The 13,276-nt window shown below is 64.4% G+C and carries 13 protein-coding genes; 9 read left to right on the forward strand and 4 right to left on the reverse strand.

Annotated elements, in window-relative coordinates; genetic code table 11:
* Nucleotide 1 precedes the first annotated feature (1 nt).
* Together GTP55_RS00770 and GTP55_RS00775 are read right to left on the reverse strand one after the other, a co-directional pair.
* A complete protein-coding gene (locus GTP55_RS00770; protein WP_202423419.1) occupies nt 2-1,696 on the reverse strand; it encodes a glycoside hydrolase family 10-like protein in 1,695 nt (564 codons plus the stop codon).
* A gap of 23 nt (nt 1,697-1,719) precedes the next feature.
* Nucleotides 1,720-2,991 carry an MFS transporter gene (locus tag GTP55_RS00775; RefSeq protein ID WP_161043103.1) on the reverse strand — a complete coding sequence of 424 codons (1,272 nt, stop codon included), beginning with the start codon at nt 2,989-2,991 and terminating at the stop codon, nt 1,720-1,722.
* A 43-nt stretch (nt 2,992-3,034) separates the two neighbouring features.
* Between GTP55_RS00775 and GTP55_RS00780 the strand changes: the two genes are divergently transcribed.
* A complete protein-coding gene (locus GTP55_RS00780; RefSeq protein ID WP_161043104.1) occupies nt 3,035-3,274 on the forward strand; it encodes a hypothetical protein in 240 nt (79 codons plus the stop codon).
* 10 nt (nt 3,275-3,284) lie between these two features.
* On the opposite strand, the gene GTP55_RS00785 is transcribed toward GTP55_RS00780, so the two are convergent.
* Together GTP55_RS00785 and GTP55_RS00790 are read right to left on the reverse strand one after the other, a co-directional pair.
* Nucleotides 3,285-4,163, reverse strand: a complete 879-nt coding sequence (locus tag GTP55_RS00785) for an N-acetylmuramic acid 6-phosphate etherase (RefSeq protein ID WP_161043105.1) — start codon at nt 4,161-4,163, stop codon at nt 3,285-3,287.
* A 4-nt stretch (nt 4,164-4,167) separates the two neighbouring features.
* Nucleotides 4,168-4,908, reverse strand: a complete 741-nt coding sequence (locus GTP55_RS00790; RefSeq protein ID WP_110845935.1) for a GntR family transcriptional regulator — start codon at nt 4,906-4,908, stop codon at nt 4,168-4,170.
* 169 nt (nt 4,909-5,077) lie between these two features.
* On the opposite strand from GTP55_RS00790, the gene GTP55_RS00795 reads away from it, so the two are divergent.
* The 8 genes from GTP55_RS00795 to bioB all read left to right on the forward strand — a co-directional run bounded on the left by GTP55_RS00795 (nt 5,078) and on the right by bioB (nt 13,172).
* Nucleotides 5,078-5,515: a YchJ family protein gene (locus GTP55_RS00795; RefSeq protein WP_161043106.1), complete on the forward strand. Its 438-nt coding sequence runs from the start codon at nt 5,078-5,080 to the stop codon at nt 5,513-5,515.
* 18 nt (nt 5,516-5,533) lie between these two features.
* Nucleotides 5,534-7,141, forward strand: a complete 1,608-nt coding sequence (locus GTP55_RS00800; protein WP_161043107.1) for a carboxyl transferase domain-containing protein — start codon at nt 5,534-5,536, stop codon at nt 7,139-7,141.
* A gap of 2 nt (nt 7,142-7,143) precedes the next feature.
* Nucleotides 7,144-7,920: a dienelactone hydrolase family protein gene (locus GTP55_RS00805; protein WP_161043108.1), complete on the forward strand. Its 777-nt coding sequence runs from the start codon at nt 7,144-7,146 to the stop codon at nt 7,918-7,920.
* A gap of 2 nt (nt 7,921-7,922) precedes the next feature.
* The gene (locus GTP55_RS00810; RefSeq protein ID WP_161043109.1) at nt 7,923-8,711 is read left to right on the forward strand and encodes an enoyl-CoA hydratase/isomerase family protein; all 789 of its coding nucleotides are present in this window, start codon (nt 7,923-7,925) and stop codon (nt 8,709-8,711) included.
* A gap of 97 nt (nt 8,712-8,808) precedes the next feature.
* Nucleotides 8,809-10,137 carry an adenosylmethionine--8-amino-7-oxononanoate transaminase gene (bioA, locus tag GTP55_RS00815; RefSeq protein ID WP_161043110.1) on the forward strand — a complete coding sequence of 443 codons (1,329 nt, stop codon included), beginning with the start codon at nt 8,809-8,811 and terminating at the stop codon, nt 10,135-10,137.
* 2 nt (nt 10,138-10,139) lie between these two features.
* On the forward strand, nt 10,140-11,330 hold the full coding sequence (bioF, locus tag GTP55_RS00820; RefSeq protein ID WP_161043111.1) for an 8-amino-7-oxononanoate synthase: 1,191 nt from the start codon (nt 10,140-10,142) through the stop codon (nt 11,328-11,330).
* Between the two features lies 1 nt (nt 11,331).
* Nucleotides 11,332-12,108, forward strand: a complete 777-nt coding sequence (bioD, locus tag GTP55_RS00825; RefSeq protein WP_161043112.1) for a dethiobiotin synthase — start codon at nt 11,332-11,334, stop codon at nt 12,106-12,108.
* Between the two features lie 17 nt (nt 12,109-12,125).
* Entirely contained in the window at nt 12,126-13,172 is a 1,047-nt protein-coding gene (gene bioB, locus GTP55_RS00830; RefSeq protein WP_161043113.1) for a biotin synthase BioB, read from the forward strand.
* Nucleotides 13,173-13,276: the final 104 nt, after the last annotated feature.

The raw sequence follows: 13,276 nt of genomic DNA on the forward strand, positions 1-13,276 counted from the left end.
ATCAGCTCCGTGTGTAGACCTGTACCCGTTCGCTTTCGTTGCCCAGGCGGTCGACCGCGCTGACCACCACCGACTGCGCCGCCGCACCCGCCGCGTCATCGGCCAGCAACAGCACCGGACGCGATGCCGGCGCCACTGCAAAGCGCCACTCATTGCCGTAGCGCGACCAGATCGCATAATGCGCCACCGGCTTGCCGGCGCCGGCGGACAACTTGACCGCCACGCCATTGCTATCGCGCCGCGCGGCCGCTTGCGGTGCGGCCGGCGCATCGCTGCCCAGCCACGGCGTGGGCGGCGTCAGCGCGGCGGTTTGATACGCCTGCGTTTTCAGTTGATCGCTGATGCCCTTGCGGTTCTCCATCAGCGCCGCAATCGAAAAGTGCAGGTGGCCACGCACGCCGCTGCGGCTGCGCGTGACGCCAATCTGCTTGACGATTTCCTCCGGCGCGAACGCCTTGGCGCTGTTGTCGATGCGGCTGGTGTACAGGCCAGGCCACACATGGCGCGCATGCGTGTTCTGCGCCAGCCAGTAATCGAGCAGCACATCGAACGCCTGCGGCGCCTGCGCCACCGGCCAATACAGCTGCGGCGCCAGATAATCCAGCCAGCCGTTGGCCAGCCACAGTTCCGCATCCGCGTACAGCTTGTCGTACTGGCTGAAGCCGACGATGCCGGCCGGCCGGCGGTCCGGGCGGCCGATGCCGAAGGGGCTGATGCCGAAGCGCACCCACGACTTCTCCTTGCGGATGCCGAGGTACATCGCTTCGATCAGCGCGTTGACGTTCTGGCGGCGCCAGTGCGCGCGGTCCAGCGTGCCGCCCGACAGCAGGTAACGCTGCCATGACAGCTGGTCCGGGAACTCCAGTTCCTGCTTGCCGCCGCTGCTGGTGCTGGCGTCCAGCGCCACGCCTTCCGGCCCGGCCGCATTCGGGGTATCGATCGGATACGGATAGAAGTAATCGTCGATATGCACGCCGTCGATATCGTAGCGGCGCACCACGTCCAGCACCACATCCAGCGTGTGCTGCGAGGCGGCCGTTTCGCCCGGGTCCATCCACAGATAGCGGCCGTAAGGCTTGATCACCTCCGGCAGCCGGCGGCCGATATGGTTGGCGGCCAGTGGCGACTTGGCGGTGGCATGGCGCGCGCGGTAGGGATTGAACCAAGCATGCAGTTCCAGCCCGCGCGCGTGCGCCTGTTCGATCCAGAATTGCAGCGGGTCCCACGGCTGCGCCGGCGCGCGTCCCTGCTGGCCGGTGAGGAATTCCGACCACGGCTCCAGCGCGGACGGATAAATCGCATCGGCGCTTGGCCGCACCTGCAGCACGATGGCGTTCAGATTCAGCGCCCGCGCGCGGTCCAGAATGGCCAGGGCTTCGGTTTGCTGCTTGGCCATGCTCAGGTTGCTGCGGCTGGGCCAGTCGATATTGGCGACGGTGGACACCCAGGCGGCGCGGAATTCACGCGGCGCCGCCGGCGGCATAGTGGGATCGAAAGCCACCGCCGGTCCCGGCGCCGGCAACGATCCGGCCGGGGCCGGAACTGCGGGGCGGGCAGGCGTCGTCACGCCAGCGTCCGGCACGGGCGCAGTCGGCGTACTGGAACATCCATCAAGCAGCGCCGCCAGACCAGCCGCCACGCCAGCCGACAAAGTCAGCCGCTTCTTCGCATTAAAAACCAAAACCACTCTCCGCATCAGTTGAGACCGTATTGTAATGGCTATTGCCGCCCAAATTCGGCCGGGATGCGCACCCGTGCGGCCAGCACAAACGCCGGCAACGTCGAAATACAGGCCCAGATGAAGAACTGTTGATAGCCCAGCTGTTGCTGGATCCAGCCGCTGACCATGCCCGGCAACATCATGCCGAGGGCCATGAAGCCGGTGCACAGCGCATAGTGGGCGGTTTTATGCTCGCCGTCGGCCACCAGCACCATGTACAGCATAAAGGCGGCAAAGCCGAAACCGTAGCCGAACTGTTCCACCGCCAGGCACAGCGACACCAGCGCCAGATTATCCGGCAAGGCCGTGGCCAGATACACAAACACCAGGTCCGGCACGTGCATGACGACCACCATTGGCATCAGCGCGCGCTTGAGGCCGAAACGCGACACCACCACGCCGCCGGCCAGCCCGCCCAGCACCAGCGCACACACGCCGATGGTGCCGTAGACCAGGCCGAATTCCGAGGTGCTGAGGCCGAGACCGCCCTTGGCGCGCGGATCGAGCAGGAACGGCGCGGCCATCTTCAGCAACTGCGCCTCACCCAGGCGGTACAGCAAGAGGAAGCCGAGCGTGACGCCGATCTCCTGCTTCTGGAAAAAGCTGCGGAAAGTATGGACAAAATCCCGCCACAGCGCGCCGCCGGCCGTGTGGCGACGATCGTCACCTGGACGCGGCAACATCAGCTGGTGATAGCCGCACAAGGCCAGGAACAGCACCGCCATCAGCGCAAACACCACCGACCAGGCGTGGACCGGATCGCCGGTGGCTTTCATCAGCTGGCCGGCGAGATACACCAGACCGCCTTGCCCGCTGATCATCGCCAGCTTGTAGAACGCGCTGCGCACGCCGACGAAAGCGGCTTGCTGACGCTGGGTCGGCAAGCCGAGCATGTAGAAACCATCGGAAGCGATATCGTGCGTGGCGGACGAGAATGCCATCAGCCAGAAGATCACCAGCGTCCAGCGAAAGAAATCGGGCGCGTGCAGCGTGAGCGCCACCGCCGCCAGCCCGGCGCCGCCGACCAATTGCATCAGCACTGTCCAGCGGCGCTTGGTGCCGAACATCTCCACGATGGGCGACCACAGCGGCTTGACCACCCACGGCAGGTACAGCCAGGCGGTGTAAAACGCCAGATCGGCGTTCGAGATGCCGAGGTTCTTGTACATCACGGTCGACAGCAGCATCACGGCGACGTACGGCACGCCCTGGCTGAAGGACACGCTGGGCACCCAGGTCCAGGGATTTGCGTTGCGACTGGTTATTTTCATCGCAGGTACGATACGGTTACCTTCCACAGAACGCAACCAAATCATGTACCTGCTGACGTATTTGCTGATTCTGCTGTCCTACCCGCTGATTTTTCTGATGATCACGCCGTTCATCCTGGGCCCCGTGACCATCTACCTCGGCTTCCGCGCCTGGCGCAACAAGCTGCGCACCCAGCCCGGCGCCAGCGGCCTCGGCAAGCTCTGGGCGGCCAACGCCATGCTGATCGCCACCGCCTCGATGGTTTTCCAGATCTACCTCATCAACACCCAGTATCGCGTCTAATCCGGAGGTTTTAGTCTAGCGCGGTGCGGAGGTTGCCGTCGGTGGCGTCCAGCAGGGCTTGCGCCTGGTCGGCGGGGAGGTGCTTTAGCAGGACGACGATGGCGGTTTTGACGTGGAAGTGGCTTTGCTCCAACGCAGCGCGCGCGGCGGCTTCGGTGGCGCCGGTGGCGTGCATGGTCAGGTGAACGGCGCGCTCCACCAGCTTGATGTTGGTCGGATGCAGGTCGACCATCAGGTTGCCGTAGACTTTGTGCAGCCGCACCATCAGCGCGCTCGACAGCGTGTTGAGCAGGATCTTTTGCGCCGTGCCGGCCTTGAGCCGGGTGCTGCCGGAGATGACTTCCGCACCGGTATCCAGGCAGATGCCGATGTCGGCACCGCCGAGCAGCGGCGTGCCGGGATTGTTGGCGATGCCGACCGTCAGCGCGCCCACCGTGCGCGCCGCCTGCAACGCGCCCAGCACGTACGGCGTGGTGCCGGACGCCGCCACCAGCAGAATCACATCGTTGTAATTGGGATAGAGCAGCCGCAGGTCGGACGCTCCCTTGTTGCGGTCATCTTCCGCCCCTTCGACCGCCTGGAACATCGCGCCCAGGCCGCCGGCCAGCAGCGCCATGGCCCGCTCCGGCGGCCAGGAAAACGTCGGTGACAGCTCCACGCTGTCCAGAATGCCCAGCCGGCCCGAGGTGCCGGCGCCCACATACACCAGCCGTCCGCCGGCCGCCACGCGTGGCGTCATCGCCGTCACCGCCTTGCAGATGCTGGCCGACACCGCCTTCACGGCCTGCGCCGCCAGCGCCTGGTCGTCGACCAAGGCATCGACCAGGGCCTCCACCGGGTAGAGGTCCAACTGGGGATGCTGCGTACTCGGCGTCTCGGTCTTGAGCATGGATTTAAGTAGCGCGGCGCATCTCCGCGACGAAATCGTAGTGATCGCTATGACAATATGAATGGGTCAGTTCCATCGCTTCGCCGGTTTCCAGATAGGCAATCCGGGTGATGTACAGCAGCGCCTGACCTTCCGGCACGCCCAGCTGCGCCGCCAAGTCGGCCGACGCATTCATCGCGCGAATGTGCTGCAAGGCCCGCGCCGGCGATTTGTTGATGCTGTCCAGATACTGATACAGCGAGTTGCCGACTGCATTCGGGTCGTTCAGCACCGTCTGCGGCAACACCGACACCTCGTACGCCATGACCACGTCATCGGCCAAGCGCAGCCGTTCCAGCCGCGCCACCTTGGAATACGGCGACAGCCCCAGGCTCAGCTGTTCTTCCGGCGTCGGCGCGACGATGGCGCGCTTGAGCCAGCGCGAACCGGGAATATGGCCGCGCTGCTGCAACTGTTCCGAAAAACTGGTGAGGTTGGACAGCGGCTGCTCGATGCGCGGCGCAATATAATTGCCGGAACCGCGACGGCGCACCACCAGTCCCTGGTCCACCAGCTGGTCGATGGCCTTGCGGGCGGTCACCCGCGACACGTTCAACAGCTCCGACAAAGTGCGTTCCGACGGCAGCGCCTGATCGACCTGGTAGCGGCCATTGAGGACATCGTCGCTCAACTTGCGCGCAATTTGCATGTACAACGGCGAACTGTCGTTGGCATCCGCCTTGAATTCAAAACTGGTCTGGCTCATTCAATTCTCCTCACTGCACTAGTGTAATAGCGATGCGGAAAACGGTGTGCGCCGCGTGCGGTGTGAAGCAACAATATTTCTACAAGTAGCGTAACGGCGGACCCGGCGGAATGCGCCTATTTGGCGGATAATGCGGGGTTCGCACCACCAGCCCAGACTGTTTCCGACCATGTCCAAGAAGTCCATCGCGCCTGCCGGCTGCCCCTGCGGCGGCCCGTCGCTTGCCACCTGCTGCGGCCCGTACATCGCCGGGACCGCCATCGCACCCAGCGCCGAGGCCCTGATGCGCTCGCGCTATACCGCCTACGGCCAGCGCAACGAGCCCTACCTGCTGGCCACCTGGCACGCCAGCACCCGTCCAATCGAGCCCATCATGAGCGACGAGGAAAAGGTGCAATGGCTGGGACTTGAGGTAAAATCTGCTTTACGTTTACGTCAACGTAAAGCAAATGAAGCCGACCTCACCCAGGATACGGTGGAATTCGTCGCCCGGTTCAAGATCAACGGCCGGGCCCAGCGCCTGCACGAGATCAGCAACTTTGTACGCGAACCGGCAGAAGGAGGAGACCTGCGCTGGTTTTACGTTGACGGTAGTTTTCCAGAATAGACAGACAAAGGAAAAGCCATGCCGCACATCGAAAGCAAGCTCAACCCTCGTAGCGAGGATTTCAAGGCCAACGCCGCCGCCATGCAGGCCGTCGTCGACGATTTGCGCGACAAGGTCGCCAAAATCGCGGTCGGCGGCGGCGAAGCGGCTTCGGCCAAGCACGTCGCCCGTGGCAAGCTGCTGCCGCGCGACCGCGTGCAGATGCTGCTCGATCCCGGTACGCCCTTCCTCGAACTGTCGCAGATGGCGGCATACGCCATGTACGACGACGCCGCACCGTCGGCCGGCATCATCACCGGCATCGGCCGCGTGGCCGGCCAGGAGTGCGTGATCGTCTGTAACGACGCCACCGTCAAAGGCGGCACCTACTACCCGATGACGGTCAAGAAGCACCTGCGCGCACAGGAAATCGCCGACCAGAACAACCTGCCGTGCATCTACCTGGTGGACTCCGGCGGTGCCAATCTGCCCAACCAGGATGACGTCTTCCCGGACCGCGACCACTTCGGCCGCATCTTCTACAACCAGGCCAACCTGTCGGCCAAGGGCATCCCGCAAATCGCCGTGGTGATGGGTTCCTGCACTGCCGGCGGCGCCTACGTGCCGGCGATGAGCGACGAATCCATCATCGTCAAGGAACAGGGCACCATCTTCCTCGGCGGCCCGCCGCTGGTGAAGGCCGCCACCGGCGAAGTGGTAACGGCGGAAGACCTGGGCGGCGGCGATGTGCACACGCGCCTGTCCGGCGTGGCCGACCATCTGGCGCAGAACGATTTGCATGCGCTGTCGCTGGCGCGCACCATCGTCTCCAATCTGAACCGAACCAAGCCGCAGCAGGGCGCCTTGCGCGAGGCGGTGGAACCCACGTACGCCGCTTCCGAGCTGTATGGCGTGATCCCGGTCGATACCCGCAAGCCGTTCGACGTGCGCGAAGTCATCGCCCGCATCGTCGACGGCAGCGAGTTCGATGAATTCAAGGCGCGCTACGGCACCACGCTGGTGTGCGGCTTCGCCCACATCTTCGGCATGAAGGTCGGCATCATCGCCAACAACGGCATCCTGTTCTCGGAATCGGCGCTGAAAGGCGCGCACTTCATCGAGCTGTGCGCGCAGCGCAAGATCCCGCTGGTGTTCCTGCAAAATATCACCGGCTTCATGGTCGGCCGCAAATACGAAAACGAAGGCATCGCCCGCAACGGCGCCAAGATGGTGACGGCGGTGGCAACAGCCGCAGTGCCCAAGTTCACCGTCATCATCGGCGGCAGCTTCGGCGCCGGCAACTACGGCATGTGCGGCCGCGCCTTCTCGCCGCGCTTCATGTGGATGTGGCCTAATGCCCGCATTTCGGTGATGGGCGGCGACCAGGCGGCATCGGTGCTGGCCACCGTGAAACGCGACGGCATCGAGGGCAAGGGCGGCATATGGTCGGCGGAAGAGGAAGCCGCTTTCAAGCAGCCGATCAAGGAACAATACGAACATCAGGGCCACCCTTACTACGCCACCGCGCGCCTGTGGGACGATGGCGTGATCGATCCCGCCGATACGCGCATGGTGCTGGGCCTCGGCCTGTCCGCCGCAATGAACGCGGAAATTGAAGACACCAAATTCGGTGTCTTCCGGATGTGATCATGATGATGTTGCCTGAACAGGTCGTGGCGGTTCCCGCCAACATCGGCGGCGCGCAGATCACGCTGCAAACCACCATCTACAAGCCGCCGGGAGCCGGCCCGTTCCCGGTGCTGTTCATGAATCACGGTAAGGACGGCGGCGACGCGCATTTGCAGAAGCGCGCCACCTTCCCGGTCGTCAGCCAGGAATTCGTCAAGCGCGGCTACGCGGTGGTGATCCCGATGCGCATGGGCTTTGCGGGATCGGGCGGCACCTATGTCAACTCGCACTGCGAAGCCAAGGAAAACGGCGAGCAGCAAGCCAACTCGCTGTTCTTCGCCATGCAGTATGTGATGAAGCAGCCATGGGCGGACCAGGATCACGTGATCCTCGCCGGCCAGTCGCACGGCGGACTGACCGCCATCGCCGCCGGCAGCCATGAGATCCATGGCGTGCGCGGCATCATCAACTTCGCCGGTGGCGTCAACAGCCGTTCGCACTGCGACTGGCAAGGCGCGCTGGTGGACGCCTTCAGGCAATGGGGGGCGACCACCAAGGTGCCGAGCATCTGGTTCTACGGCGCCAACGATACCCACTTCGGCCCGCAGCTGGCGTCGGAGATGTACCAGGCCTACACCGGCGCCGGCGGCAAAGCGCAGCTGGTGGCGTATGGCCCGTTCAAAAAAGACGCGCATGGCATGAGCGCCAGCCCGGACGGCGTACCGATCTGGTGGCCGGACACGGAACGCTTCCTGAAATCCGTCGGCATGCCGACCGAAGTTAAAACCAAGGATTGAGCATGGCCTTTGAAACCTTGACCATCACGCGCGAAGACCGCGTCGCCACGGTAACCCTGAACCGTCCGGACGTGCGCAACGCCTTCAACGAAACCACCATCGCCGAAATTAAGCAGGCCTTCAGCGAACTCGGTGAAGATGACGCGCTGCGCGCGATCGTGCTGGCGGCGAATGGCCCGGCCTTCTGCGCCGGCGCGGACCTGAACTGGATGAAGAAAATGGCGGGCTACACGCACGCCGAAAACCACGCCGACGCGCTGCAACTGGCGGAAATGCTGCGCACCATTTACCTCTGCCCGAAACCGGTGGTGGCCAAGGTGCAGGGTGACTGCTACGCCGGCGGCATGGGCCTGGTGGCCGCATGTGACATCATCGTCGCGGTGGAAGAGGCGAATTTCTGCCTGAGCGAAGTAAAACTGGGCCTGATCCCGGCGACGATTTCGCCGTATGTGATCAAGGCCATGGGCGAGAATGCCTCGCGCCGCTACTTCCTGACCGCCGAACGTTTCGGCGCGCGGGAAGCGCTGCGCATCGGCTTCGCCCACGAAGTAGTGAGTACGGAGACGCTCGACGCCAGGGTGACGGAGATCGTCAAGGCGTTGGTCAATAACAGCCCGAACGCCGTGCGGCAAGCCAAAGTGCTGGTGCGCGACGTGGCCGGGCAACCCGTCAACGATGCGCTGCTGGCCGATACCGCCGAGCGCATCGCACAAATCCGCGCCTCCGACCAGGGGCGCGAAGGCGTGGCGTCGTTTCTGGAGAAGCGCAAGCCCGCCTGGTTGATTAGTTAACTTCGTCGTACGCGCGCAGGCGGGGATCCATGCTGAGTGTGAGCGCGTCCTCAGCATGGATTCCCGCCTGCGCGGGAATGACGCGATAGGAGCAGTTTTGGAATTGAATAAACAAAGCGACTGGGTAGCACGCAGCTTGCGCAGCGTATGGCATCCGTGCACCCAGATGCAGCATCACGAAACCATTCCCTTGATCCCGGTCAGCCGCGGCAAGGGCGCGTGGCTGTACGACCATGAAGGCCGCCGCTACCTGGATGCGATCAGCTCCTGGTGGGTGAACCTGTTCGGCCACGCCAACCCCCGCATCAACGCCGCGCTGAAGGACCAGCTGGATACGCTGGAACACGCCATGCTGGCCGGCTTCACGCACGAACCGGTGATCGAGCTGTCGGAAAAACTGTCGGCGCTGACCGGCCATGTGCTGGGCCACAGCTTCTACGCCAGCGACGGCGCCTCCGCCGTGGAAATCGCGCTCAAAATGAGCTTCCACTCGTGGCGCAACAACGGTCACGCGGACAAGCAGGAATTCGTCTGCCTCAAAGGCAGCTATCACGGCGAGACCATCGGCGCGCTGGCCGTCACCGACGTCGCGCTGTTCAAGGACGCCTACGGACCGCTGCTGCGCGCCTCGCAGACCGTGATGTCGCCGGACGCGCGCCAGGCCGCCGACGGCGAGACGGCGCAGGACGTCGCCCGCCGCGCCGCCGCCGATGTCGAGCGCCTGTTCACCGAACGCGCCGACAAAATCGCCGCCATCATCATCGAGCCGCTGGTGCAATGCGCCACCGGCATGGCGATGCACGATCCGCTCTACCTGCAACTGGTGCGCGCACTGTGCGACAAGCACAACGTCCACCTGATCCTCGACGAAATCGCCGTCGGCTGCGGCCGCACCGGCACATTCTTCGCCTGCGAACAGGCCGCCGTATGGCCGGACTTCCTGTGCCTGTCGAAGGGCATCAGCGGCGGCTACCTGCCGTTGTCGCTGGTAATGACGCGCGATAAAATCTACCAGGCCTTCTACAGCAACGACGTCACGCGCGGCTTCCTGCACTCGCACTCGTACACCGGCAACCCGCTGGCCTGCCGCGCCGCGCTGGCGACGCTGCACATCTTTGAAGAAGACGATGTACTGAACACCAACAAGATCAAGGCGGCGCGCCTGACCGCCGCACTGCAACCGCTGGCGCAGCACGAACAGGTGCGCAACTTCCGCCAGCGCGGCATGATCTGGGCGTTCGACGCCATCGACGCGCCGGCAGACTTCTCGCGCCGCTTCTTCGCCAGCGCCACCGAACACGAACTGCTGATGCGTCCCATCGGTTCCACTGTCTACATGATGCCGCCGTATATCCTCAGCGACGAGGAAATCGACGGCCTGGCCGCCAACACGCTGGCCGTATTCAACCAGGTCATGGCGGGCTGACGATGGAACTGCTGAATCAACTCAGGCAGCAGCTGCAAACGCTGGACGAGCAGCAGCTGATCCGCAAGCGCCGCACGGTCGACTCGCCCTGCGGCCCGCGCGTGCGCGTGGAGGGCCGCGAACTGCTGGCCTTCTGCAGCAACGACTACCTTGGCCTGGCCAACCACCGCAAGATCAAGCTCGCGCTGCAGGAAGGCGCGGCGATCTACGGCGTTGGCAGCGGCGCCTCGCACCTGATCAGCGGCCATATCCGCGCCCACGCCATGCTGGAAGAACGTCTGGCGCAATTCGTCGGCGACCATCTGGAAGCACCGCGCGCCATCAGTTTCTGCACGGGCTACATGGCCAACCTGGCTGTCATCACCGGCCTCACCGCCGGCGACAGGCAGGCCGAGATCTTCTCGGAAGAGCTGAATCACGCCTCGCTGATCGACGGCGCCCGGCTGTCCCGCGCCAAAACGCAGGTCTACCCGCACGCCGACCTGGCGGCGCTGGAAGTACTGCTCAAGGCCAGCAAGGCCGCTACCAAGGTCGTCGTGACGGACAGTGTGTTCAGCATGGACGGCAACCTGGCGCCGCTGCCGCAGCTACTGGCCCTGTGCGAACAGTACGGTGCCTGGCTGGTGGTGGACGACGCCCACGGCTTCGGCGCGCTCGGTGCGCAAGGCCACGGCGTGCTGGAACACTTCAACCTGCGGTCGCCCAATCTGGTCTACATGGGCACCCTGGGCAAGGCGGCCGGCGTCGGCGGCGCTTTCGTCGCCGCGCATGAAACGGTGATCGAAACGCTGATCCAGAAGGCCCGCCCTTATATCTTCACCACCGCCACGCCGCCGGCGCTGGCGCACGCGCTGCTGACCAGCCTCGATCTGCTGGAAGGCGACGAAGGCATCACACGGCGCGCCAACCTGCAGGCATTGGTGGCACAATTGGACGATGGCCTGCGCTTGGAGCGCTGGCAGCGCCTGCCCTCAAAGACTGCGATCCAGCCTATCCTGATCGGCGATAATGCTGAAACCATGCGCGCCGGCGCCGCCCTGTACGAACAGGGACTGTGGGTGGGGGCGATCCGTCCGCCGACGGTGGCCCCGGGCACCGCGCGCTTGCGCGTCACCCTCTCGGCCGGGCATACCCGCCAGGAAGTGGCAACCTTAATCACCGCGCTTAATGCGTTGGCATTGGAAAGGACCTGAGATGAGCTTGGACGATCCTGTGTTGGCAGTCGCTCCTCAAACGCAACCGGCGGCAGCTGCCAGCGGCCTGCCGCCGCGCTTCAACTGCTTCGTCACCGGCACCGATACTGAAATCGGCAAGACGCTGGTTTCCTCCGCCATGCTGCACGCGCTGGTGCAAGCCGGCGTGCGCGCATGCGGCATGAAGCCGGTGGCGGCCGGCGCGGAACTCGGTGCGGACGGCAAATGGCACAACGACGATTGCGACCAGCTGGCCGCCGCCGGTAATGTCCATCTGCTGCCGTCGATCACCACGCCTTTCCTGTTGAAGGAACCGGCCGCGCCGCATATCGCCGCCGCGCTGGAGGGCGTGACCATTTCGCCGGTGCCGATCCTGGCGGCCTACGTGGAAATCAACGCCGCCTCGGATGCGGTGGTGGTGGAAGGCGTAGGGGGCTTCATCGTGCCGCTGAACGACGAATTCGACACCGCCGACCTGGCCGAGCAGCTGGAACTGCCGGTGGTGCTGGTGGTGGGCCTGCGCCTCGGCTGCATCAGCCACGCGCTGCTGACGGTGGAAGCCATCCTGTCGCGCGGCCTGAAGCTGGCTGGCTGGGTGGCCAATGAAACCCAGGCCGACATGGCCTTCGCCGACGAAAACGTGGCCGCACTGGCGCAGCGCATTCCGGCGCCGCTGCTGGGCCGCGTGCCACGCCTGGACCAGCCAACCGCCGAAGCGGCCGCCGCCCATATCGATTTTACGCAGCTGCCGCACTGGCCGCTGCAAACTGCAATTTGAACGAAGAAGGAAAACCGATGTCTGAAACTACCCTCCAGGAACCGAAAGTCGTTTCCCTGCACCGCCCGACGGCGCCCATCGTGCCCGCCGCCACCACTTGGCCGCGCGAAGAAGTACTGGCGCTGTACGAATTGCCGTTCAATGAGCTGATGTTCCGCGCGCAGCAAACGCAGCGCGCCAACTTCCCGGACGGCGACGTCGAACTGGCCACGCTGCTGTCGATCAAAACCGGCGGCTGCGAAGAAGACTGCGGCTACTGCCCGCAGGCGGCGCGCTACGACACCGGCGTCGAAGCCAAGAAGATCCTCGACATCGACACCGTGCTGGATGCGGCCCAACAGGCCAAGGACAACGGCGCCACCCGCTTCTGCATGGGCGCCGCCTGGCGCAGCCCGAAAGACCGCGACATGGACAAGGTTGAAGAGATGGTGCGCTCGGTGAAAGCCCTGGGCCTGGAAACCTGCGCTACGCTGGGCATGCTGGAAGAACACCAGGCGCAGCGCCTGAAAGACGCCGGCCTCGATTACTACAACCACAATCTGGACACCGCGCCTGAGTTCTATGACAACGTGATCTCCACCCGCGAATACCAGGACCGCCTGGACACGCTGGGCCACGTGCGCGAAGCGGGCCTGAAGGTCTGCTGCGGCGGCATCGTCGGCATGGGCGAATCGCGCGACCAGCGCGCCGGCCTGATCGCCCAACTAGCGAACCTGAATCCGTATCCGGAATCGGTGCCGATCAACCATCTGGTGCAGGTGGAAGGCACGCCGCTGTTCGGCCAGGACAAGCTGGACCCGCTGGAATTCGTCCGCACCATCGCCGTAGCGCGCATCACCATGCCGAAAGCGCGCGTGCGTCTGTCGGCTGGCCGCCGCGAACTGGGCGAAGCCGTGCAAGCCATGTGCTTCATGGCCGGCGCCAATTCGATCTTCTACGGCGACAAGCTGCTGACCACCGATAACCCGGAAGCCAACGACGACCGCGCGCTGCTGGAAAAACTGGGCCTGAAAACCCGCGGCGCCGTATTGGATTCGGTACAAAAGGAGAGTTGCGGCTGCTAACCGTCACTCCTGCGCAAGCAGGAGTCCATACTCAGCATGGATTCCCGCCTGCGCGGGAATGACGCATCGCGATTATAAAAAACTTCCGGCCATAAGCCGTAAAG

The sequence above is a fragment of the Duganella margarita genome, from assembly GCF_009857535.1.
In the GTDB taxonomy this organism is placed as follows: Bacteria; Pseudomonadota; Gammaproteobacteria; order Burkholderiales; family Burkholderiaceae_D; genus Rugamonas; species Rugamonas margarita.